At 68.5% G+C, this 23,321-nt stretch carries 18 protein-coding genes; 14 read left to right on the top strand and 4 right to left on the bottom strand.

The genetic code is table 11. The annotated features are described in order from the left end of the window. Window positions 1-78 precede the first annotated feature (78 nt). Both AB0H36_RS39465 and AB0H36_RS39460 read left to right on the top strand, forming a co-directional pair. The gene (locus AB0H36_RS39465; RefSeq protein WP_360535681.1) at window positions 79-825 is read left to right on the top strand and encodes a class I SAM-dependent methyltransferase; all 747 of its coding nucleotides are present in this window, start codon (window positions 79-81) and stop codon (window positions 823-825) included. Further along, entirely contained in the window at window positions 822-4,895 is a 4,074-nt protein-coding gene (locus AB0H36_RS39460) for an alpha-(1->3)-arabinofuranosyltransferase (RefSeq protein ID WP_360535648.1), read from the top strand. The genes AB0H36_RS39465 and AB0H36_RS39460 overlap by 4 nt, the downstream gene beginning before the upstream one ends. Here AB0H36_RS39460 and AB0H36_RS39455 read toward each other — a convergent pair. Both AB0H36_RS39455 and AB0H36_RS39450 read right to left on the bottom strand, forming a co-directional pair. Further along, the gene (locus AB0H36_RS39455) at window positions 4,784-6,004 is read right to left on the bottom strand and encodes an acyltransferase (RefSeq protein ID WP_360535646.1); all 1,221 of its coding nucleotides are present in this window, start codon (window positions 6,002-6,004) and stop codon (window positions 4,784-4,786) included. The two genes, AB0H36_RS39460 and AB0H36_RS39455, sit on opposite strands and share 112 nt — an antisense overlap. Continuing rightward, window positions 6,001-7,761 (bottom strand): hypothetical protein, encoded by a 1,761-nt coding sequence (locus tag AB0H36_RS39450; protein WP_360535644.1) that lies wholly within the window; start codon window positions 7,759-7,761, stop codon window positions 6,001-6,003. Before AB0H36_RS39450 ends, AB0H36_RS39455 begins: the two co-directional genes overlap by 4 nt. Window positions 7,762-7,861: 100 nt before the next feature. On the opposite strand from AB0H36_RS39450, the gene AB0H36_RS39445 reads away from it, so the two are divergent. Next, complete coding sequence (locus tag AB0H36_RS39445) at window positions 7,862-8,965, top strand: DUF3068 domain-containing protein (RefSeq protein ID WP_360535642.1); 1,104 nt, start codon at window positions 7,862-7,864, stop codon at window positions 8,963-8,965. Here AB0H36_RS39445 and AB0H36_RS39440 read toward each other — a convergent pair. Next, window positions 8,924-9,715: a class I SAM-dependent methyltransferase gene (locus AB0H36_RS39440; protein ID WP_360535640.1), complete on the bottom strand. Its 792-nt coding sequence runs from the start codon at window positions 9,713-9,715 to the stop codon at window positions 8,924-8,926. The two genes, AB0H36_RS39445 and AB0H36_RS39440, sit on opposite strands and share 42 nt — an antisense overlap. A gap of 48 nt (window positions 9,716-9,763) precedes the next feature. On the opposite strand from AB0H36_RS39440, the gene AB0H36_RS39435 reads away from it, so the two are divergent. From AB0H36_RS39435 to AB0H36_RS39395, 9 genes are all read left to right on the top strand, one after another. Next, window positions 9,764-10,654, top strand: a complete 891-nt coding sequence (locus AB0H36_RS39435) for a phosphotransferase (RefSeq protein WP_360535638.1) — start codon at window positions 9,764-9,766, stop codon at window positions 10,652-10,654. Window positions 10,655-10,904: 250 nt separating this feature from the next. Next, the gene (rpsA, locus tag AB0H36_RS39430; RefSeq protein WP_360535636.1) at window positions 10,905-12,383 is read left to right on the top strand and encodes a 30S ribosomal protein S1; all 1,479 of its coding nucleotides are present in this window, start codon (window positions 10,905-10,907) and stop codon (window positions 12,381-12,383) included. A 95-nt stretch (window positions 12,384-12,478) separates the two neighbouring features. Further along, a complete protein-coding gene (coaE, locus tag AB0H36_RS39425; RefSeq protein WP_360535634.1) occupies window positions 12,479-13,075 on the top strand; it encodes a dephospho-CoA kinase in 597 nt (198 codons plus the stop codon). 163 nt (window positions 13,076-13,238) lie between these two features. Continuing rightward, on the top strand, window positions 13,239-14,444 hold the full coding sequence (locus AB0H36_RS39420) for a zinc ribbon domain-containing protein (protein WP_360535632.1): 1,206 nt from the start codon (window positions 13,239-13,241) through the stop codon (window positions 14,442-14,444). Beyond that, entirely contained in the window at window positions 14,441-15,520 is a 1,080-nt protein-coding gene (locus tag AB0H36_RS39415) for a hypothetical protein (protein WP_360535630.1), read from the top strand. The genes AB0H36_RS39420 and AB0H36_RS39415 overlap by 4 nt, the downstream gene beginning before the upstream one ends. Then, window positions 15,517-16,395, top strand: coding sequence for a hypothetical protein (locus tag AB0H36_RS39410; RefSeq protein WP_360535628.1), 879 nt, complete (start codon window positions 15,517-15,519; stop codon window positions 16,393-16,395). The genes AB0H36_RS39415 and AB0H36_RS39410 overlap by 4 nt, the downstream gene beginning before the upstream one ends. Window positions 16,396-16,429: 34 nt before the next feature. Further along, on the top strand, window positions 16,430-17,230 hold the full coding sequence (locus AB0H36_RS39405) for a hypothetical protein (RefSeq protein ID WP_360535626.1): 801 nt from the start codon (window positions 16,430-16,432) through the stop codon (window positions 17,228-17,230). 58 nt (window positions 17,231-17,288) lie between these two features. Then, a complete protein-coding gene (gene uvrB / locus AB0H36_RS39400) occupies window positions 17,289-19,394 on the top strand; it encodes an excinuclease ABC subunit UvrB (protein WP_360535623.1) in 2,106 nt (701 codons plus the stop codon). A 13-nt stretch (window positions 19,395-19,407) separates the two neighbouring features. Continuing rightward, the gene (locus AB0H36_RS39395; RefSeq protein ID WP_360535621.1) at window positions 19,408-20,106 is read left to right on the top strand and encodes a hypothetical protein; all 699 of its coding nucleotides are present in this window, start codon (window positions 19,408-19,410) and stop codon (window positions 20,104-20,106) included. A 361-nt stretch (window positions 20,107-20,467) separates the two neighbouring features. Here AB0H36_RS39395 and AB0H36_RS39390 read toward each other — a convergent pair whose 3' ends face one another. Beyond that, window positions 20,468-21,397 (bottom strand): carbon-nitrogen hydrolase family protein, encoded by a 930-nt coding sequence (locus AB0H36_RS39390; protein ID WP_360535619.1) that lies wholly within the window; start codon window positions 21,395-21,397, stop codon window positions 20,468-20,470. 62 nt (window positions 21,398-21,459) lie between these two features. Between AB0H36_RS39390 and AB0H36_RS39385 the strand changes: the two genes are divergently transcribed. After that, window positions 21,460-21,804 carry an MmcQ/YjbR family DNA-binding protein gene (locus AB0H36_RS39385; protein ID WP_360535617.1) on the top strand — a complete coding sequence of 115 codons (345 nt, stop codon included), beginning with the start codon at window positions 21,460-21,462 and terminating at the stop codon, window positions 21,802-21,804. A gap of 354 nt (window positions 21,805-22,158) precedes the next feature. Continuing rightward, window positions 22,159-23,286 (top strand): TerC family protein, encoded by a 1,128-nt coding sequence (locus tag AB0H36_RS39380; RefSeq protein WP_360535615.1) that lies wholly within the window; start codon window positions 22,159-22,161, stop codon window positions 23,284-23,286. Window positions 23,287-23,321: the final 35 nt, after the last annotated feature.

The following is a 23,321-nucleotide window of genomic DNA, read 5'->3' as shown; positions in this document are numbered from 1 at the left end:
ATGGGCCGGGACGTTACCAAGGAGTAACGATGTCCGCCAGACCTCGTGAGATCCGTTAATGTCCCGCCTGTGCCAGTGATGACGAACCCCACAGCGAGCAGCGCGTGGACAGCCGACCTCGGTCGCGCCGTCCGGCTGTTCCGGGCGTTCGGGGTCGAGCAGACGGATCCGGATCTCTTCTACGGAACGCTGGCCGCAGATTCCGTCGGGCAGCTCAGCCAGTACGTCGACCTGCGCGACTCGCTGATGCTGGACGTCGGTGGTGGTCCCGGGTACTTCGCCGACGCGTTCCGGAAGGCTGGAGCGACGTACTACGCGGTCGACTCCGACCTGGGTGAGCTGAGCGGGCGTGGTGAGCCCGAGCCGGGCACTGTGCTCGGCAGCGGTATGGCATTGCCGGTCGCCGACGGGTCGGTCGACGTCTGCTTCTCGTCGAACGTGCTGGAGCACGTGCCCGACCCGTGGCTGATGGCCGACGAGATGGTCCGGGTCACCAAGCCGGGCGGCACGGTCTTCCTGTCGTACACCGGCTGGTGGGGACCGCACGGCGGCCACGAGACCGCGCCGTGGCACTTCCTCGGCGGACATCGAGCCGCCCGTCGCTACGAGCGGATCCAGGGCCACCCGCCGAAGAACCGCTTCGGTGAGTCGCTCTACCCGATCACCGTCGCCGGCGGCCTGCGCTGGGCCCGCGCCTGCAGGGAAGCGGACCTGGTCGCCGCAGTGCCGCGGTACCACCCGCGCTGGGCGTACGGCGTCCTGAAGCTGCCCGGAGTGCGTGAAGTAGTGACCTGGAACCTCGTCCTGGTGCTCCGGCGGCGATGAAGAGGCTGAAGGCAGGCAGCACTGAGCAGGTGGTCTGGCGGGCGCGACTCGTCCTGGGCTGCCTGGTTCTGATTGCCCTGTGCTTCCACCAGGCGCCCGGCAAGATCGTCCCGGACACCAAGCTCGACCTCACCGCCGGTCCTGGCGGCTTCCTGGCTCGCTCGCTGCACCTGTGGGACCCGCAGGGCGCCTTCGGACAGCTGCAGAACCAGGCGTACGGCTACCTGCTGCCGATGGGGCCGTTCCACTGGCTGCTGGACTCGCTGTCGGTGCCCGACTGGGTGACGCAGCGACTGTGGTGGTCCGTCGTTCTCTGCGTCGCGTTCCTCGGCGTGTGGAAGCTCTGCAACGCCTTCGAGTACGGCGTGCCCTGGACTCGCTTCGCCGCCGCGCTGCTGTACGCACTGAGCCCGCGCATGCTCGGCGAAGTCTCGATCACCTCGATCGAGGTGTGGCCGATGGCGATGGCGCCATGGGTGCTGCTGCCGCTGGTGACACCGCGGGCGCGCTCGGGCTGGTGGCGGGTCGGCTGGTCCGCAGTGGCGTTCGCGCTGGTCGGCGGAGTGAACGCGGTCGCGACAGGTGCGACGCTCGTACTGCCTGCGCTCTGGTTGATCACCCGGCGCCTGGATCGGTCGACGTTGAAGGTCGCGGTCGGCTGGCTGGGCTGTGTGGCCGCCGTGTCGGTCTGGTGGCTCGTTCCGCTCGTGCTGCTCGGCCGGTACAGCCCGCCGTTCCTGGACTGGATCGAGGACGCCGCCGTGACGACCGACACGGCGAGCGTCTTCGAGTCCTTCCGCGGTACGTCGCAGTGGCTCAACTTCCTGACCGGCTCGGGTGGACCGAGCTGGCCGGCCGGCTGGCTCTACGTCACCCAGCCGATGCTGATCCTCACGACCGCGATCATCGCGCTGCTGGGCCTCGTCGGCCTGGCGATGGGGTCGCTGAAGCACCGCGGCTTCCTGAAGCTCTCGTTCGTCGTCGGACTCGTGCTGGTGACACTCGGCCACGCCGGCGCCGCCGGCTCGCCACTGGCGCCGCAGCTGCACGATCTCCTCGACGGACCGCTCGCCGCACTCCGCAACACGCACAAGTTCGAGCTCGTCGTCCGGCTGCCGCTGGCCCTCGCAGCCGCACACGCGATGAGCAAGCTGGCGGTGTGGGCGACCGCTCGCGGACTGCACCGCCGGGTCGTGCCGGTGTTGGTCGGATGCGTGATCGTGTCGGTCGCAGCGCCGGCGATCTTCGGTCAGCTGCCCAGACGCGAGGGGTACGACGCGATCCCCGCACACTGGCGTCAAGCCGCGACCTGGCTCGACAGCCAGACGACGAGCGGCAGCGTCCTCGTCGTACCGGCGGCGTCGTTTGCCGACTTCACCTGGGGGTCGACCAAGGACGAGCCGTTCCAGGCGTTGCTGAAGCGACCGATGGCCGTGCGGGACGCCGTACCGCTGGGGTCTGCCGGTGCGACGCGGTGGCTGGACGAGGTGGAGCGGCGACTCGGCACGGGCGTCGGCGACCAGACCCTGCGGCAGGCACTGACCCGTGCCGGGGTTCGGTACGTCGTCGTACGCAACGATCTCCGGTACGACGCCCAGGTGACGCCGACTGTCGCCGTCCACGAGAGCCTGGACGAGTCCGGCCTCAAACGGGTGGCGCACTTCGGCCCGGCGACGGGCAGCACCATCGAGCAGCCCGGCGTGACGCTGGACGGACACACCCGACTGCCATATCCGGCTGTGGAGATCTACGACGTCGGCGACACGAGTGCAGCCCGGCTGATCCCGCAGTCGCAGCTCGTGGAGGTCCGTGGCGCCGCCGAAGACGTGCCCACCGCACTGACCGCGCTTGGTGGCGACCGCGACGCCGTGACCACGTCCGACGCGGCTGGGAAGCTGACTGGACTGCCGCTGATCCAGACCGACGGCATGCAGCGCCGCGAGGTGTCTGTCGGTCGTCCGGCGGAGAACTACTCGCCTGTCCTCACCGCGTCGGAGGCCGGTCGCCAAGGTCGCCGCACCCTCGGGTACGACGTCAGCCCGGCAGCACCGAGTACGACGCGCACGTGGGCCGGCGGCTTGGTCGACGTACGGGCATCGTCGTCGGCGGCAGACGCGACCGCCACGCTGCGCACCGGGCCCGGCAACGGACCTGCCGCGGCCGTCGACGGGGATCCGTCGAGTCGCTGGATCTCCGGCACCTTCGGGCGCAGCAGTGGGGAGTGGCTGGAGCTGACGTTCGCGTCGCCGCGGGAGGTGGACGGGCTGAAGGTCCAGTTCTCGCTGGCACCGCCGACCACCGAGCCGGTCCGGACACTCCAGGTGGAGACCGACGCGGGCTCGCTGACTTCGGTGGTGACCGGGTCGCGTGAACCGCAGAACATCCCGGTGCCGCAAGGCAAGACCCAGCGACTGCGGCTCAGTGTCGGCATCACAGACGGCAAGAACCCGAACGGGGTCTCCATCGCGGAGGTGAGCCTGCCCGGGATGCTCCCGGTCAGCCGGCTGGAGGTGCCGTCCGAGAGCCGTCAGCCGAGCGCTCTGGTGTTCAGGAACCAGCAGATCGGCCGGTCCGCCTGTCTGCACGTGGCCACGCGCCCGCTGTGCCGGCAGAGCGTCGCCAAGGACTCCGAGGAGCCGACAGGTATCCAGCGGAGCGTGGAGCTGCCGAAGGGCGCGTCGTACCAGCTGCGCGGGACCGCACTGCCCAAGGATGGTGCGGCGCTGGAAGGCCTGCTGGCCGTTCCAGGAGCCATCATGGCCTCTGCCTCGTCGCGTGCCGTCACGGCGCCGGAGGGGAGGCCAGGTGCCGCAGTGGACCGTGACCTCGGCACGGGTTGGGTCGCGGACGCTTCGGACGCTCGGCCGTCGCTGACCTTGAAGTTGCCGGTGGCACGGAAGCTGAGCGGTCTGCAGTTCCTCACCGATCCCTACCTGACCGCGTCGCAGCCTTCCGAGGTGATGATCCGGGTGGACGGCGGCCCGTCGGCCCTGGCCAAGGTCGACGGGGAGGGCTATCTGCGGTTCGCCGCTCGGACCGCTCGGACCATCCAGCTGACCTTCACCAGCACCAGACCGCTGGTCGACTTCGACTCCGCGACCGGCTTTGCGAACAACGCACCGGTGGGCGTGGCAGAGGTCCGGGTGCTGGGCGCCGACGACCTGCGGAAGGAGCTCGACCTCGACGCCCAGACCGGCGCGTTCTGCGGTTACGGGCCTGGTGTGCGAGTGGACGGCGTACCTGCGGACACGCAGGTGAAGGCGACCGTGCGGGACGTGCTGCAACAGCGGCCGGTGACTTTCACGACGTGCGGCAAGGACAGCACGGTCTCACTACAGGCCGGACGGCACGACGTCGACGTGCTCGCCGGCGGTGGCTTCGTGCCGATCGAGACAACCTGGTCCAGGGCGGGCTTCGGCAACGTGTCGAAGTCGACCGTGCAGTCCGTGGACGTGTGGCGAGCCGACCCGGCCGAGCTGACCGTCGAGGTGCCGGCTGCCGAGGAGCCGTCGGTGCTGACCATCGCGCAGAACTACAACGAGGGCTGGGTGGCGTACGACGGCAGTGGGCGCAAGCTCACGCCGATCCGGGTCGGCGGCTGGCAGCAGGGCTGGGTGTTGCCCGAGGGACTCGAGCAGGTCGTCACTGCACGGTTCATGCCCGACCGCACCTACCGGGCCGGCCTGCTGGTCGGACTGCTCGCACTGCTGTCGGTGCTCGCGATGGCGGCATTCTTCCGGCGCCGGTCTCGGCACTCCGGGCACCGGCTGCGTGAAGGTCGCTACATCGGGCCGTGGGCGGCTGGCGCGGTCGGGCTCGTCGCAGGAGCGTTCATCTCCGGCTGGATCGGCGTGGTGGCTGTCCTCGTCGCAGCAGCCTGCACGTGGTTCCTGTCCGGCCGGCGAGTAATCGTTGTCGCTGCCGGTGTGGTCCTGGTCGGGACGGTGATCGCTGCGGTTCAGCCCTGGCCGGACGGGGGAGCGGGAATCACTTCCGGAGTCGTCCAAGCGTCGGTCTTGGTCGGCTGTGCGCTGGTGCTGTTGTCCCGGCCGACCGGTGAGACGTCGTAGCCCTTGTCCCGCCGGCCGAGTCGCATGATCGGGCGTTCCATCCCGTAGTAGCTCGCGGCCGCGACGGCGGCCGACACCACCAGCGTCGGGAAGAACAGCAGCGCGAACTTCCCGCTGAACAAGGTGTAGTCGCTGACCTGCTCCACGACGCTCAGCACGATCACGTGGTACGCGAAGACGCCGTACGAGATGTCGCCGGCGATGTGACCGACCCGGCCACCCAGAACCCGGGCAGTCCGCGCTGTCGGGTTCAGTGCCGGGAACAGGACGCAGGCCGCGATCCCTGTGTAGAGGATGCTCTTCACGAAGGCTTGGCCGGGTGTCGGGGCCGACAGGTTGTACGGGCCGGCCATCGGGGACGCTGCGATCACCAGTAGCGCGACAGCGACGCCCCAGACCGTGCCGGGGATCTTGGTGAGCGTGTCCAGTGCGGACGGCCCCAGCCGCCCGCTGCTACGGGCCACCTGCCACAGCGCGAACCCCATGCCGACTGCGAACCAGCCGACGTACCCGGGCAGCCAGAGGCCCGCACGCGCGTGGTCGGTCGTGTTGACGCCGGCCATCCACACCGGACCGAGCAGGGTGAACGCACCCAGTACGGCGAGTCGCCAGCGGACACTGCGTCGAGTGGGACGCTCGTACCCGGTCAGGAACTTCGCCAGCACCGGCAGCAGCAGGTAGAACGCGACCTCGGTCGCCAGGCTCCACATCTGCGTGAGCCCGTCGGCCGCGATGCCGTCGAAGTAGATCTGGGTGAGCGTGGCGTGCTGGAGGTACGTCGTCCACGCCACGCCGTCCTTGTGCGGTACGACGAGTGCAGCGAGCAGCACGGCGACCCAGAGCGCCGGCAGGATCCGGAGTGCGCGGTTGCGCAGGTACGGCAAGGTCAGCGGCGGCAGCGTGCCCTCGAACCACGCCACCACGTGCGGCCGGTAGAGCAGGAACCCGGAGATCGCGAAGAAGATCGCGACCCCGACATCGAGTCGCGCGACCAGCCCGGCGAACGGGCCGTTCAGCGAGGCGCCGCTGTGAAACCCGACGTGCGTCGTCAGCACCGCGAGCGCCCCGATCGCACGCAGCCCGTCCAGCGCCGGGAATCTCTGTCTCATCTGGGCAGTCCGATCTCGAGGTTCTCCACGCACAGGTTCGTCGCGGGATCGGAGGAGCGTAGCCGAACCTCCGTGGCGGTGATCCGCCGCGACGGACCGAAGTACATGCTGCCGACCCCCGCGGTCCACTGCGCGGCCGGCAGCGCCGCTACGGTGCCCGTGGCGTCGATCAGCTCGACGGTCACGGCGTTCTCCCGGTTCGAGAAGTACGCCGCCTTGACGAACCAGCTCGCGGTCGCGATCTCGTTCTGCGTCGGCGTCAACGGGATGGTGAGCGGTTCGGTGCCGCGGACCAGCAGGTTGCAGAACGGGTTGCTGCGCGATGCCGGGTCGGCGCGCGACCACACCACGAACTGGGCAGGCCGAAGCTTCCCGGTGTCATCCACCAGCAATGGCTCGCTGCCCGGCTGCTGCAACCGGAACGGGATCCGCGCCATCCGCAGCACCTGCGACAACCGGTTGTCCTTCATGAGCGCGGTGCCGATCGGATGCGGCATGGGTGTGTCCCACAGGTTCACGTTCGGGCCGGCCCGGTCGAGGTCGGCGGTGACGTTCGCAAAGTACGGCTTCGCCGGATTCGCCGCCCATGTCCTGGCAAAGCCGGCATCGGACACCACGACTCCGACCAGCAACGCGCCCAACGCCAGGACCGGCACGAGACGGGGGAGTCGCAGTGCCTTGGCGCTCAGGACGACGGCCAGCGTCAACGGGATCGAGAGATCGGACCAGTAGTGGTAGTGCACCGTGAAGACAGTCCCGAAGACCGAGAACCGCCCGTAGGACACGAGCACCACAGTGACGAGCACATAGCCGAGAACGGCCGCCCACAGCAGCAGCGCTCGCCGGTCGTGCCGCCAGGCAGCCAGCAGGAGTACGGCGGCCATCAGCCCGCCAACCACGAGCGCCCCGACGCCCGGATCGGCGAAGCTGAACGGCTGCCCGCTCTCGGCCCACGTCCAGGGCCCACCGGCCAGTGCGGACAACGGCACCTTGAAGCCGCGTGCGGTGAGCTCCAGCAACTGCCCGGCGGGGATCCGGCCACGGGACGGATTGCCGTGGGTGAGGTAGAGGGTGCCGAAGGCAACCACGGCTGCGGTGAGCGCGGCTGCGAACGGCCAGGTACGGCGGAGCCAGCCACGGATCGGCTCCTCGCGGAGATAGAGCGCGATGGCGACCACCGTGAGCAGGATCAGCGCGGATTTCTCCCAGCAGGCAAGGGAGATGAGCAGGGCCAGCGGGCCGTAGACGAGCGCCCGGCGGCGGCCGTCGTACCAGTCGATGGTTGCGTGCAGCAACAGCAAGCCGAAGACGTGCGCGGACAGGTTGTTCACACCGCTCGACAGCGACATGAACGACGGCATGCTCAGTGGCGTGAGCGCGTAGATCAGGGTGCCGGCGACGACCCACCAGGTCGGGCCGAGGATGCGGAGCAGCAGGCGGCCGATCAGGAAGATCGCGACGGCCTGCATGAGCACCCGCCAGGCGACGGTCAGGTCGTGGTTGAGCGGCGCGACCTCGGCGAAGACCGCGTAGACGAAGCGCAGGCCGGGGGCGATGTGGTCGTTGACCGGCGTGAGCAACTCGGCCGGCGCGAACCCGCGGCTGCCCTGGACCAGGAACTCGAGGTCGTCGCTCAGCCACGAACCCCGGCGCGCGAGCAGCCCGAGGACCGCCGCCTGGACGACGGCGATCGCGACGACGACGGCCTTGAGCACCGATGTCTCGGGCGCTGTCGGCAGGCCGGTGATCCCCCTCATGCGGCGCGACTATATGACAGTTCGAAATTCCCTCGCGCACCATCTGTTCAAGTTGGCTACCCGCTGGTAGCGTCCCGCGGACAGACCGGGAGGGGAAGCAGTGGGGACTCGTAGTCGAGCGACGTTGATCGGGCTCGGGGTGTTCTTCGTGGGCGTGGCCGCGCTGGCCAGGTTCTACGCGTATCCGGCGCTCGCGGTGGCGCCGGCGGACCAGGTCGCGCACACCGTGTCGGCCGGGCCGGACGCGACCATCTTCAGCATCGCGGAGCTGAAGGAGAAGTCGGGCGTCGAGCTGGAGGCCCGCCGGACCGTCCGCGGTGACGTGGTCGCGGCCGACAAGATCAGCAAGGCGCTGGACCGCAAGGTCGTCGTGTTCGACACCGCCGTGGTGACGGACGACTCCAAGGACTACCAGTTCCCCGACGACGCCTCGAAGACCGCGGAGCTGCCGCTGAGCTTCGTGCAGGAGCGGGTCGTGCTGGACGCGCACACCGGTGAGGCGGTGCGCTGGAACCCGTCGGGTGACGACAACAGCGGCGAGTACATCGCCACCACGATCGAGAAGGCCGACCGGCTCCGGCCGGACCCGAACAGCCCGCTGTTCAAGGGGCACGAGGGGCTGGTGCTGAAGTTCCCGTTCGGCACCGAGAAGGCGACCTACCAGTTCTGGGACAGCACGCTGCGCAAGGCGTTCCCGATCCACTACAAGAAGACGGACACGCTCAAGGGCCTGAAGGTGTACGTCTTCGAGCAGGACGTGCCCAAGCAGGAGGTCGCGCTGGCGAAGCCGCTGCTGGTGCCGGGCAACCTGGTCGACGAGCCGGGCCGCGACTCGGTCGAGGTGCAGCGCACGTACAAGAACACCCGGACGCTGTGGGTCGAGCCGATCACCGGCGCGATCATCAAGGGCCGCGAGCAGCAGCAGGCCACCATCGCCTACAACGGCGAGGACAAGCTGACCGCGACCCAGGTGTCGATCGAGTACGACGACGCGACCGTGACGAAGAACGTGGAGGGCGCAGTCGAGAACGGCGTCTCCGAGGGCGGCTACCAGTCGAAGGCGTTCCAGCTGAATCTGATCGGCTTCTGGGTGCCGCTGGTGTCGCTGATCCTCGGACTGCTGCTGCTCGCGGCAGTCGCGTTCTTCCAGCTGCGGCCGCGCTCAGAGCCGGTGGGCGGACCAGATGGCGGTGCCGGGGACTAACGGGCCGCGGTCGGGCCCCCAGCCACCCCAGACCAGGTCGTGGCCGGCGGGCCACTCCGGCTCCAGCAGGTCGTCGACGACGAAGCCGGCGGTCGTCAGCGCGCGGATCCAGTCGCCGGTCGTCCGGTGGTGCTCGGCGTAGATCGGCGTACCGGCGTCGTCGACCTCGACGTACGGCGTGCGGTCGAAGTAGGAGTGGGTGATGCGCAGGCCGGACGGCGACGGGTCGTCCGGCATGGTCCAGCGGAACGGGTGGGTCACCGAGAACACCAGCAGCCCGCCGGGCTTGAGCGTCCTGGCGATCTCGCGCAGCGCGGTGGTCGCGTCGGCCACGAACGGCAGGGCTCCGAAGGCCGAGCAGACGATGTCGAAGGTCTCGTTCTTGTAAGGCAGTGCGATCGCGTCCGCGGCGACGGTCCGTACGGCGGTGCCGGTCCGGGCATCGAGTTGCCGGGCAATCCGGAGTTGCTCGAGCGAGATGTCGAAGGCGACCACGTCGGCGCCCTGCCCGACGAGCCAGCGCGAACACTGGGCGCCGCCGCAGCCGACTTCGAGGATCCGCTTGTTCCGCACCGGGCCGAGCAGCCGGGCGTGCTCCTCGTCGACACCCTCCGGGCACCAGACGAAGCGGTCGTCGCCGAGGAACTCGCCATGCTCCGCGAGATACTCCTTCGCCGCGGAGTCCCAGTAGGTGCGGCTGGCTCGTGAGGTCTGGGACTCGGTCAGCTCTACTCTGCGCGGCTCGGCCACCCGGCTAGGTTACGCGTCCAGCCGAGTGTATTTGGCAGGATCTCTGGCATGAGTGAGTTCGTGGCCAGTGCGGTGCCGTTGACGGGTGGGTATGGCGGCCAGACGTATGCGGTCAGCGCGGCGGGGGAGGACGCCGTACTGAAGCTGTACGTGAAGGACCCGGAGCGAGCGGCTGTCGACGCGGCGCTGCTTCAGCTCGTGCGGGGGCTGCTGCCCGTGCCGCGGATTCTGGACGCGAAGCGGGAGGGGTCGCCGGAGGATCCGCCGTACGTGCTGACCGAGCGGCTGCCGGGGGTCAACCTGCAGCTCTTCCTCGAGACGGCGGACGCCGAGGACCGGGCGCGGGTCGGCGAGCAACTGGGCGAGCTGCTGGTCCGGCTGAGCGGGATGCCGTTTCTGACCTTCGGGATGTTCCGCGGCGGCGAGCTGGCCGTGGAGCCGTTCGGGTCCGGCGACCTGGACGCGTACTTCGAGAGCTTCGATCTTGGGTTCAGCCAGGAGCAGGTCGCCGGCTTCCGGAAGGTCCTCGAGTACGCCGGTGACGTGCTGGCCGACGGGGTCGATCGAGTGTGTCTGGTGCACAGTGACTTCAACCCGAAGAACCTGCTGGTCGACCCGGCGACCACGCGGATCACCGGGCTGATCGACTGGGAGTTCGCGCACGCCGGGTCGCCGTACACGGATCTGGGAAACCTTTTCCGGTTCTGTCAGGACCCGGTGCTGGCGGGGGCCGTGCTGAGCGTGGTCCGGGGGAGTGGGCTGGATCTGGGTGAGCCGCTGGTGGACCTCGGCCGGGCGGCAGATCTGTGGGCGCTGCTGGAGCTCGCCGGGCGGTCGACGGAGCACGAGATCGCAGCGGCTGCGCACGAGCTGGTTGCTCGGATGGCGGACACGGGTACGCTCGCCGGAGGACGACCCGCCCTGGACGACGTACATTGAGATGAGTGGCACGTCGGGACACCTCGGCGGGCGGCCGGTAGGACCGGGTGCCCCAGGTTGTGCTGCCTTCGTCAAGACCGGTATTCTGTGATGTGCGCTATGGGCCCGCGCGACCTCGGACGGAGCAGGCTCGTGCTCGCAGCAGCTCGGTGGTGAATCTGTGCTCTTCAGGCAATCCAGCGGTTTGGTGCGATCCAACGGTTCATGACGCAACCGCACGACACCACCAGTCCACGGAGCAACCCACCACATGACGGCCAGCATCGAGGCACCTCTCGACCCCGCAGTGCGCAACACCCCGCAGGTAGCGGTCAATGACATCGGGTCGGAGGAAGACTTCCTCGCGGCGATCGATCAGACCATCAAGTACTTCAACGACGGCGACATCGTCGAGGGCACCATCGTCAAGGTCGACCGGGACGAGGTCCTGCTCGACATCGGTTACAAGACCGAAGGCGTCATCCCCTCCCGCGAGCTGTCGATCAAGCACGACGTCGACCCGAACGAGGTCGTCAACGTCGGCGACCACGTCGAGGCCCTCGTTCTCCAGAAGGAGGACAAGGAAGGCCGTCTGATCCTCTCCAAGAAGCGCGCCCAGTACGAGAAGGCCTGGGGCACGATCGAGAAGATCAAGGAAGAGGACGGCGTCGTCACCGGAACCGTCATCGAGGTCGTCAAGGGTGGTCTCATCCTGGACATCGGCCTGCGCGGCTTCCTGCCGGCGTCGCTCGTCGAGATGCGCCGGGTCCGCGACCTCCAGCCGTACGTCGGCCAGGAGATCGAGGCCAAGATCATCGAGCTGGACAAGAACCGCAACAACGTGGTCCTGTCCCGCCGGGCGTGGCTGGAGCAGACGCAGTCCGAGGTGCGGATGAACTTCCTCACCCAGCTGCAGAAGGGCCAGATCCGCAAGGGTGTCGTGTCCTCGATCGTCAACTTCGGCGCGTTCGTGGACCTCGGCGGCGTCGACGGCCTGGTGCACGTGTCGGAGCTGTCCTGGAAGCACATCGACCACCCGACCGAGGTCGTCGAGGTCGGCCAGGAGGTCACCGTCGAGGTGCTGGACGTCGACATGGACCGCGAGCGCGTCTCGCTGTCGCTGAAGGCGACCCAGGAAGACCCGTGGCAGCAGTTCGCCCGGACCCACCAGATGGGCCAGATCGTGCCCGGCAAGGTCACCAAGCTGGTTCCGTTCGGTGCGTTCGTCCGCGTGGAGGAGGGCATCGAGGGTCTGGTGCACATCTCCGAGCTGGCCGAGCGGCACGTCGAGATCCCGGAGCAGGTCGTCCAGGTCAACGACGACGTCATGGTCAAGATCATCGACATCGACCTGGAGCGGCGCCGGATCTCGCTGTCGCTCAAGCAGGCCAACGAGGGTGTCGACCCGGTCTCGGACGACTTCGACCCGACGCTGTACGGCATGACGGCGACGTACGACGAGCAGGGCAACTACGTCTACCCCGAGGGCTTCGACCCGGAGACCGGCGAGTGGCTCGAGGGCTTCGACAAGCAGCGTGAGGAGTGGGAGCGGCAGTACGCCGAGGCCCACGCGCGCTGGGAGGCCCACAAGAAGCAGATCGAGGAGGCCAAGACGGCCGACGTCGAGGCCGGCGAGGCGTCGACGTACTCCTCCGCTGCGGCTCCGAAGGACGACGCTCCCGTCGAGGGTGCGCTCGCTTCCGACGAGGCGCTGCAGGCGCTCCGCGAGAAGCTGACCGGCCAGGGCTGAGCCTGACGACAGGCTGACCAGGTCATCGCAAGGCCCGAGACCCCCGCACCCCCGTACTGGGTGCGGGGGTCTCGCACGTCGATAGGGTGTTGCCTGTGCTGAGAGTGGGACTGACCGGTGGGATCGGGTCCGGGAAGAGTGCGGTGTCGGCGCGGTTGGCGGCGCGTGGGGCGGTGGTGATCGACTCCGACGTACTGGCGCGCGAGGTGGTCGCCAAGGGCACCGACGGGCTGACCGAGGTGGTCGAGGTGTTCGGCGACGGCGTACTCACTCCGGAAGCTGAGCTGGACCGGCCGGCGGTGGGGCGGATCGTGTTCGGCGACGAGGCGGCCCGGCGGAAGCTGGAGGCGATCATCCACCCGCGGGTCCGATCCCGGGCGGCCGAGATCGAGGCGGCCGCGCCGGCTGGTGCCGTGGTGGTGCACGACATCCCGCTGCTGGTCGAGACCGGTCAGGCCGGCAAGTTCGACGTACTGCTGATCGTCGACGTGCCGGTCGAGGTGCAGGTCGAGCGGCTCACCGCGCAGCGCGGGATGACTGAAGCGGAAGCGAAGCAGCGGATCGCCAGCCAGGCTTCGCGGGAGCAGCGGCTGGCCGTGGCCGACGTCGTCGTTGACAACTCAGGCACTCTCGAGGACCTGGACCGGCGGGTCGGCGAGGTGTGGGAAGAGTTACAGAGCCGCGCGAACTGATTCAGGGCACGGTCCGGACACGAAACCGTGACCCCTGCGCGGTAAATGATGAATCCTGGCCGGCCTGTACGAGAATCTGTCCCGGTCCGGCCCAGGTGACTGGGCCGCGAGCACCGCCGGCGCGCCCCGCGCCGGTGCGGACGTCCGAGGTTGGGAGGATGGCGTGGTCTGTCCGCGCTGCAACTCAGACGTCCCCGAGGTGTCGCACTTCTGCCACCACTGTGGCAACGACGTGCGCTCCGGGGACGCCGAGCGGAAGAAGGCGTACGCCGCCAGGCCGGATGAGCCGGTGGCGTCGTTCCGGCTGGTCTCCACGATCATGCCGCAGGGCTCGGGCAAACAGCCCTACACCTACAAGGTCGCGCTGGGCATCGCGCTGCTGCTGACCGTGATCACGGCCGCGCTCGGTGCGCTGCCGGTCGCGATCATGGTGGCCGCCTTCTCCATCCCGATCGTCTACATCCTCTACCTGTACGACGTGAACCTCTGGGAGGACGAGCCGATCCCGGTCGTCGCGGCCGCGTTCGTGTTGACCGGTGTGCTGGCCGCGGTCTTCACGTGGCTGTGGTCGGACAAGCTCGTGCTGTCGATCGACACGATCGGCGGCACCGAGGCCGGCCCGGCCGCGCGGGACCTGCTGATCCTGCTCCTGCTGGTGCCGGTCGTGTCGGAGCTCATCCGGCAGGTCGGCCCGCTCTACCTGGCCTCGCGGCCGCGGTACGACGACCTGATGGACGGCTTCACGTTCGGCGTGGTGGCCGGTGTCGGGTTCGCCTGCTTCGAGACCCTGGTGCTGCACTGGGGCTGGATCAGCGGCGGGTTCGCCGGGCCGGGCAGCAGCGCCGGCACCTGGATCTCGATCGTGGTGCTGCACGGGTTCATCAAGCCGCTGATCTACGGGTCCGCGACCGGCCTCGCCGCCGCCGAGTTCTCCGGCCTGGGCGAGGGGTACGACGGGTTCACGCCGCGCTGGGTGGCCGGAGTCATCCAGGCGATCCTGGTCAACGCGCTGTTCCAGGGCGGGGTCTACCTGCTCGGGTTCGTCGGCGGCCACGGCTCGACGGTCGGCTCGATCCTCGGCGTGCTCTGGGGCCTGCTGCTGCTCGGCGCGCTGATCATCCGGGTTCGCTCGGTGCTGCACAAGGGCCTGCTCGAGGCGGCGCTGGAGGCGGCCGCGCGCGGTGGTTCCAACCACGCGTCGGGCGACCTGGCGTTCTGCTCGCGCTGTGAGATGCCGCTGCTGCCGCACTCCGACTTCTGCTCCGCCTGTGGCAACTCGGTGCGATCCGTGCCGAAGTCCGCCCGCGGAGTGGCAGCGCCGGCTGCAGCAGGTGGGTACGAGGCGACGACCGGGGAGACGCAGGCATGAGCAACCAGCAACCGCCCTACGGGCAGGGCGGCCAGGGGCAGCAGCCGTATGGCGGGCAGCCGGGCTACGGACAGCCCGGGCAGCCGCAGCCTGGCTACGGTCAGCCGGGTCAGCAGCCTGGTTACGGTCAGCCGGGGCAGCAGCCTGGGCACCAGCAGCCCGGTCAGCAGCAGCCTGGGTACGGGCGGCCGCAGCAGGCTCCGCCGGGCTACGGTCAGCCGGGTCAGCCGCCGTACCAGGGCCAGCAGCCGGGGCAGCAGCCCGGTGGGCAGCCTGGTGGTCCGCAGTACCCCGGCCAGCAGCAGTACCCGGGGCAGCAACAGCAGTACCCGGGGCAGCAACAGCAGTACCCGGGCCAGCAGGGCTACCCGCAGCAGCAGGGGTACGGCCAGCAACAGCAGCAATGGGGTCAGTACGGCGGTCAGCCTCCGCGTGGCAAGGGTGGTGGCAACAAGATCCTGTACCTGGCCGGCGGCGCACTCGCCGTCGTCGCGGTGATCGGTGTCGTCCTGGCGCTGATCTTCGGCGGCGGCGACAAGGAGGAGGCGGCCCCGAACCCGGAGCCGACCACCACCAACACCGAGAACCCGTCGCCATCGCCCGAGCCGACCAACACCGACGAGGGCCTCGAGGTCGGCGAGGGCGTCTACGTGAAGCCGCAGCCGGGCTACATCCGCAAGAGCCTGGACAACTTCAAGGGCGTCTACCTGCTCAAGCAGGGCGAGGCGTACTTCATGGTGAACGTGATCAAGGCCGAGGGTGAGACCACGGCGACGGTGCTGCCGCAGTTGCTGAAGGCCGAGACCAAGGGCCTGTCGAACGTCAAGACGAACTCGCCGCGGGAGACCAAGCCGGGCGAGAACGACAAGACCCCGGTCAAGGTCGTCACCACGCAGAGCTACTCGGCGGTGTCGACCACCCAGAACGGCAGCCTGCAGGTGGTCGGGTTCGTCGGCGTCGTCGAGCGCGAGGACGGCGTGATCACCCTGATCCGGGTGTACGCGCGCAAGGACAAGGTCGCGACCGCCGAGGCCGACACCACCAAGATGCTGCAGTCGGTGGTCAAGAGCCAGTGAACGGCAAGCGCGACAGGGGTTCCGGCGGGGGCAACCCCTGGGTCAACCAGCCGGGACCCGACACGGACGAGGCGGCAGCTGCGACGGAGCCGGAGCTGCCGCCCTCGCCGTGGGACCTCGAAGTACCTCCGCCACCCAGTCCGTGGACGGATGCGTCGGGGCCTGGGCCCGGCCCGGCCACGGAGACCAGCTCCGCGTGGGGCGAGAAGGTCGGACCGCCCTCGCTGCGCCGGCCGCCGCCAGAGAAGAAGGGCACGCGGATCCCGCCGCTGCTGCTCCCGATCGGCGCTGGACTGATCGTCGTCGTGCTGGTCGCGGTTGCGCTGGTGCTGCTGTCCGGTGGTGGTGACGACACCGCCGAGCAGCCGCCGACGCCGGCTCCGACGGTCAGCACGCCGGTGACGTCGTACGCGCCGCCGGCCAATGCGCTCCAGGTCGGCTTCGGCGTGTCCGTCGTACCGGTGGAGGGCTGGAGCCTGCTGGCGAAGGAGACGCAGGGCAAGGAGCTCGTCACGTACGCGCCGAACGGCGAGCCGCGGGCGTTCTTCTGGGTCCGGCAGAAGCAGAACGTGACGGCGCAGGCGTACCTGCTGGCGATCGTCGAGGGCGAGACCGAGAACGAGATCGCCCAGCTCGGGAACACCCGGAACCTGCCGTGCCCGAAGGACGTCTTGGAGGAGTGCGTCGCGATGAGCTACACCTCCACCGCCAAGGACAAGACCGGCGCGGACGTCAAGGTGCAGGGCTACGTCGAGGTGTACCGGCGCAAGGACAACGTGGCCACCGCCCTGGACTTCCGCACCAGGGTCGACTTCGCCCAGAAGGCCGAGGCAGACGCCGAAACCATGAAGAAGTCGGTGCTCGACAGCCTCTGATGACCACATCGATGACACACCGCGAGGACGATCTATGAGTCAGCAGTACGGGCCGCCCCCGGGACCGCCACCCGCCCCCTCGGCCGGCGGCTGGGGCCAGGCCCCCAACGCCGGCGGTCCCGGTGGACCTCCGGCCGGCGGGTGGGGGACCGGGCCGCAGCGGCCGCAGCAGCGGAAGTCGAACCGGTCGCAGCTGATCATCATCGGCGGCGCGGTGCTGGCCGTCGTCCTGGTCGCGGTCGGCGTGGTCCTGCTGGTGACCGGCGGGGACGACGAGACGCCGGTCGCGGAGCAGACGCCGAACCCGGTCGGCACCATGTACACGCCCCCGACGCCGACCAAGCCGGTCGACACGCCCGGTCCGAACGACAAGGGCGTGCAGGTCGGTTGGGGCGTGTGGTTCACCCCGGCCAAGGGCTGGCTGCCGGACTGGGACAAGTCGAAGAGTGGAAAGAACTACATCCTGCAGCAGTTCAACCGGCGCGGCCTGATCGACGGGTACTACTGGGTCCGGCAGACAGAGCTGTACGACGCCAAGGGGTTCGCCGAGCACCTGGTCGACATCGAGTCGAACAACATGAAGAACGTCCGGATCGGCGCGGGGGTCGTCTGCAAGCCCGCCAACGAGGCGATCAAGGCGTGCTACGCGCTGTCGTACTCCGCCTACGTGCCGACGTCGAGCGGCAAACTGATCCCCTTCAAGGGCTTCGTCACCGCCTACCAGGACAAGTTCGACCGCGTCACCGCCACCGACGCCGGCCTCGAGGCCACTGTCTACAAGCGCCGGGTCAACGAACTCATCTACATGAACAACACCCTGGTCAAGAGCTTCTGACCGGCGCCTGACCTGGGGTTCTTAGAAACTGTCGGCGGCGCGCCGTACGGTGGGGGGCATGAGACAGGTCTCGGATCTCCAGCGGATGGTCGCGCCGCTCAAGGTCGTGTCGGATTTCGAGCCGGCGGGCGACCAGCCGACCGCGATCGCGGACCTCGAGCGCCGGATCAACTCCGGCGAGCAGGACGTCGTCCTGCTGGGCGCCACCGGCACCGGCAAGACGGCCACCATCGCCTGGCTGGCCGAGCGGATCCAGCGGCCGATGCTGATCCTGCAGCCGAACAAGACCCTCGCCGCCCAGTTCGCGAACGAGCTTCGGCACTTCTTCCCGGCCAACGCCGTCGAGTACTTCGTCTCCTACTACGACTACTACCAGCCGGAGGCGTACGTCCCGCAGACGGACACCTACATCGAGAAGGACTCCTCGATCAACGAGGAGGTCGAGCGACTGCGGCACTCGGCGACCTGGTCGCTGCTCACCCGCCGCGACGTGGTCGTGGTCGCGACCGTCTCCTGTATCTACGGCCTGGGCTCCGCCGACGAGTACCTGAACCGGATGATCCACGTGAAGGTCGGCACCGAGATGGACCGCGACGGGCTCCTGCGCAAGCTCGTCGGCGTGCAGTACGCACGCAACGACCTGGCCGGCACCCGCGGCACGTTCCGGGTCCGCGGCGACACGCTCGAGGTGTTCCCGGTGTACCAGGAGCTCGCCGTCCGGGTGGAGTTCTTCGGTGACGAGATCGAGCGCGTGATGACGCTGCACCCGCTGACCGGCGAGGTGCTGAGCGAAGAGGACGAGGTCTACATCGGCGCCGCGACGCACTACGTGACCGCGCCGGAGCGAATGGAGCGCGCGATCACCTCGATCGAGGCGGAGCTGGCCGACCGGCTGGCGGAGCTCGAGCGCGGCGGACAGTTGCTGGAGGCTCAGCGGCTGCGGATGCGGACGACGTACGACATCGAGATGATGCGCCAGATCGGCACCTGCTCGGGCATCGAGAACTACTCCCGCCACACCGACGGCCGCGAGCCGGGTACGGCGCCGCACTGCCTGCTGGACTACTTCCCGGAGGACTTCCTGCTCGTCATCGACGAGTCGCACGTGACCGTCCCTCAGATCGGCGGGATGTACGAGGGCGACATGTCCCGGAAGCGGACGCTGGTCGAGCACGGGTTCCGGCTGCCGTCGGCGATGGACAACCGGCCGCTGCGCTGGGAGGAGTTCCTGGAGCGGATCGGCCAGACCGTCTACCTGTCCGCCACCCCTGGGCAGTACGAGCAGGACAAGTCCGACGGGTTCGTCGAGCAGATCATCCGGCCGACCGGCCTGGTCGACCCCGAGGTGATCGTGAAGCCGACCAAGGGCCAGATCGACGACCTGATCCACGAGATCCGGATCCGGGTCGAGCGGAACGAGCGGGTCCTGGTCACCACGCTGACCAAGAAGATGTCCGAGGACCTGACCGACTACCTGCTCGAGATGGGCATCCGGACCAGGTACCTGCACTCCGAGGTCGACACGCTCCGCCGCGTCGAGCTGCTCCGCGAGCTCCGCATGGGGGAGTACGACGTACTCGTCGGCATCAACCTGCTCCGGGAGGGCCTCGACCTGCCGGAGGTGTCGCTGGTCGCGATCCTGGACGCCGACAAGGAGGGCTTCCTGCGATCCGGCCGGTCGCTGATCCAGACCATCGGCCGTGCGGCGCGTAACGTGTCCGGCCAGGTGTTCATGTACGCCGACAAGATCACTCCGTCGATGGAGCAGGCGATCGACGAGACGAACCGGCGCCGCGCCAAGCAGATGGCTTACAACAAGGAAGCCGGGATCGACCCGCAGCCGCTGCGGAAGAAGATCGCCGATATCACCGACATGCTGGCCCGCGAGGACGCGGACACCGCCGAGCTGCTTGGCTCCGGCCGGACGCAGTCGCGCGGCAAGGCGCCGGTCCCGGGTGGCGGCAAGGCGAAGGCGGGCGAGAAGGCGAAGGAACTGGCCGGCGGCCTCCCGTCGTCGGACCTGGCCGACCTGATCCAGCAGCTGACCGACCAGATGCACAACGCCGCCGCCGAGCTCCAGTTCGAGGTAGCAGCCCGCTACCGCGACGAAATCTCCGAACTGAAGAAAGAACTCCGCCAAATGACCGCCGCCGGCGCCAAGTAGCCGGGCCAGTCGGGTGTCGTGGTCACGGGAGACCGACGAGTTCCTGGCGAACCTCGACTATGGTCCGCAGTGGGAGGCGGCCGAGTCCTATGTGGTGACGGAACTTCACCTCGAGCTCGAGGAGCGTGAGCACCTTGGACATGACTGGGTGCTCGCGCCTGACGAGACGATCCTCGCCGGGTGTCAGCGGATCATCGACTCCTCGCCTGGCCCGGCTGTTCTCGAAGTTCTGGTGGACGCGCTGCGGGCGTCGTACCACCTGCGGCGAGTGCACGGGATGCTGACGCAGATCGCCACAGCGGCGGCCGCCGACTGGCGAAATGGCGATCGCGGGTATGCACAGCGCGACCTCGTGCGTCGCGTGAGTCAGGCGTACCGCTACGGCGTGCAGCCGGCGGACCTCGACTTCGTGCTGGAGATGTGTAGCGACCCAGCCTTCGGTCCACAGGACCCGGACGATGGCGAAGACCTCCGTGCCTACTGGTTCGACTCGCTGGCCAAGCTCAAAGATCCGAGGGTCGGCGCCTTCAGCCGCAAGCTCGTTCAGGACGACCTCGTATCGTGGTCCGACTTCAGGTTGATTGGCGCGATGCGGGTCGCTGCGAAGTCGTGGGCGTCAGCCGACGCGGAGGTCTTCGATCGGATCGCCGCGGAGCACCCCGACAGCTGGATCAGGCAGAACGCAAAACGCATTCTTCAACGACACGCCTGACGTCGAGCACCGATTCAGGTGAGGCGTACGACGTTGGGGTCCGGGCGGTCGTACGGGCGGTCGGGGCGTGGGGTGGTCGTACGGCGGTGGGCTGTGGGGTGGCGTGCGGCGGTGGGTGCTGGGTGGTCCTGCGGTGGTGGCTCTGGGGTGGTCGTACGGCGGTCGGCCTGGAGCGCCGTACGGCGGTCGGGTCTGGGGTGCCGTATGACGCCGGCTCGGGGGCGTACGGCGGTGGGCTGTGGGGTTCTGTGTGGCGGTGGGTTCTCATGTGTTGGGCGGCGGTGGGGTCTGGGGTGGCGTACGGCGGTGGGTTGTGGTGTCGCGTGCGACCGGGAGCTTGGGGTGTTGTGTGGGGGTGGGGTTAGGGGTGGCGGATGACGGTGGGTTGGGGGGATTCGTTGACGGCTAGGGTGAAGAGGTCAGGGCGGGCGTAGTGGCCGTTGGGGTCGAAGTCGAAGTTGGCGCGGTCCAGGTCGCTGAGGTCGAGCTCAGCGAGCAGGACGCCGGGGCGGCCGCGGAGGGGGCCGGCGAGGATCTCGCCGAGGGGGGACACGATCACGCTGCCGCCGTCGATGAGTACGGTCTCCGGTGCGTCGCCCTGGATCGGGTGTACGTCGTCCGGCAGGTCGGCCCGGGTGAGGTACTGGTTCGCGCTGATCACGAAGCACCGGCCCTCGAGCGCGATGTGCCGCATGGTCGCCTGCCACTGGTCGCGGTCGTCGACCGTCGGCGCACACCACAGCTGGACGCCCTTGGAGTACATCGACTGCCGGAACAGCGGCATGTAGTTCTCCCAGCAGATGGCCGCGCCCAGTACGCCGACCTCGGTGTGCACGGCCGGCATGGTCGACCCATCGCCCTGTCCCCAGAGGTAGCGCTCCGCCGCGGTCGGCATCAGCTTGCGATGCGTCGCGACGAGCCCGCGCCGCGGATCGAGGAAGACCGCCGTGCAGTACAGCGTTCCACCGGCCCGCTCGATCACCCCGGCGACCAGGTGGACGTCCAGCTCGGCCGCGAGTTCCGCCAGCCGCGCGATCTCCGGTCCCGGCACCTCAACCGCAGCCTCGCGATACCGCCGAAAGACGTCCCTCCCCTCCGGCGACCGCGCACCAACCGTGATCCCGAAGTCGAGCCCCTTCGGATACCCGCCCAGAAACGCCTCCGGCAGCACGATCACCCGCGCGCCACCCGCCGCAGCCTCCCGCACGTATCGCTCCGCCGTCACCAGTGTCGCGGGCGTGTCGAACAGCGTCGAGCCGGCCTGTACGGCGGCAACCACAACAGAAGTCATGTCCCGCAGCGTACGGTTCGTCGTGGTACGAGAGGGGAGTAGCGGGACGAGAGGGGAGTGGGATGTCGAGACTCACCGGTCACGACGTACTGGAGCACTGCCTGGGGAAGGCGGGGGCGTGGCAGGACGAGCCGTGGGAGGGGGACGTGGTGGCGAAGGTCGGCGACAAGATCTTCGCGTTCCTCGGCGGTGACGGGGTCGGGATCAAGTGCGGGAGCAACCGGGAGGAGGCCGACGAGCTGGTCGACACCTATCCGGCGGACGTCGCGAAGATGGCGTACATCGGCCGCTCGAGCTGGAACACGGTCCGGCTCGGCGGCGCCGTGCCCGACGACGAGATCCTCGAGCTGATCGACATGTCGTACGAGACGATCGTGGCCAAACTTCCGAAGTCGAAGCGGCCGTGACGCCCGTCACACCGGGTCATCGCTGACTCGGTACGCAGGGTATACAGTACGCCGTACACAATCTGACCGAGTGTGATGAGGGCGACAGTTGCTCACAACCGGTGACCGAACCGGGATATTCCCACTGCGGGCCGTGATCATTCCGACAACTGGATACGGCGCTCCGGATTTGGTGACTTGGACATCGACCGGTCAGAATAGGGGTGGAGAAGGGGAGTATTCCTTCGCGGCGGTATCGTCATCACGGTCAAGGGACTCGCTTCCCGCGCCCGGTGCCGCCGGCCAGGCTCGTCCAGCGAGTCAGGCGGAAGAGACCTTCGGAGTCCTGTTCCGTCTGCGCTCCGGAGGTTTCCTGTGCACGTTGCTGACTACGTTTGGTACATCACCGTCGGTGTGCTGCTCGCGCTGCTCGCGTTCGATGTGTTCATCATCGGGCGGCGCCCGCACGAACCGACCACCCGGGAGTCGGCGACCGCGATCGCGTTCTACGTCGGTCTGGCGATCGTCTTCGGCCTCGGGGTCTGGGTGTTCTCGGGTGGTCAGTACGCGGGAGAGTTCTTCGCCGGCTGGCTGACCGAGTACAGCCTCAGCGTCGACAACCTCTTCATCTTCCTGATCATCATGTCCAGGTTCGGCGTGCCCAGGAAGTACCAGCAGACCGCGCTGCTGATCGGCATCATCCTGGCGCTGGTGTTCCGCGGCATCTTCATCGCCGTCGGCGCGGCCGCGATCAACCAGTTCTCCTGGGTCTTCTACCTGTTCGGCGCGTTCCTGGTCTACACCGCGATCCACCTGGCCCGGCAGGGTGAGAACGACGATGACGACTACAAGGAGAACGCGGTCATCCGGTTCGCCAAGAAGCGGCTGAACGCGACCCACGAATACAACGGCGTCAAGCTGACCGTCGTGCAGAACGGCAAGCGGCTCGTCACCCCGATGGCGATCGTGATCATCGCGCTCGGCACCACCGACCTGCTGTTCGCGCTGGACTCGATCCCGGCGATCTACGGCCTCACCCAGGAGCCGTTCCTGGTCTTCACCGCGAACGTGTTCGCCCTGATGGGTCTGCGGCAGCTGTACTTCCTGCTCGGCGACCTGCTGAAGCGGCTGGTGTACCTGTCGATCGGGCTGTCCGTGGTGCTCGCCTTCATCGGCGTGAAGCTGGTGCTGCACGCGATGCACGTGAACGAGCTGCCGTTCATCAACGGTGGTCACCACATCGAGTGGGCTCCGGAGATCCCGATCTGGTTCTCGCTGGGCTTCATCATCATCACGCTCGCCATCACCACGGTCGCCAGCCTGCGCCATTCCGCCAAGACCCCGCCGCACTGGCACAGCGACTCAGCCGGCGGCGGCGAGCTCGACGAGTCCACCCCGGTCGAGACCCCCAACGGCAAGACCGAGCCCGAGCTCGACGACAAGACCAAGTCGGAGCTCGAGTCCCTGCGCGAGCCGGAACAGTCGGACGCCAAGAAGCGCTAGCAAGGACAAACAAGTCGCGCCGGGCCCGGGGTGCC

The sequence above is a fragment of the Kribbella sp. NPDC050820 genome (assembly GCF_040653975.1).
GTDB lineage: Bacteria > Actinomycetota > Actinomycetes > Propionibacteriales > Kribbellaceae > Kribbella.
This window is presented reverse-complemented; position numbering and strand designations above follow the sequence as displayed.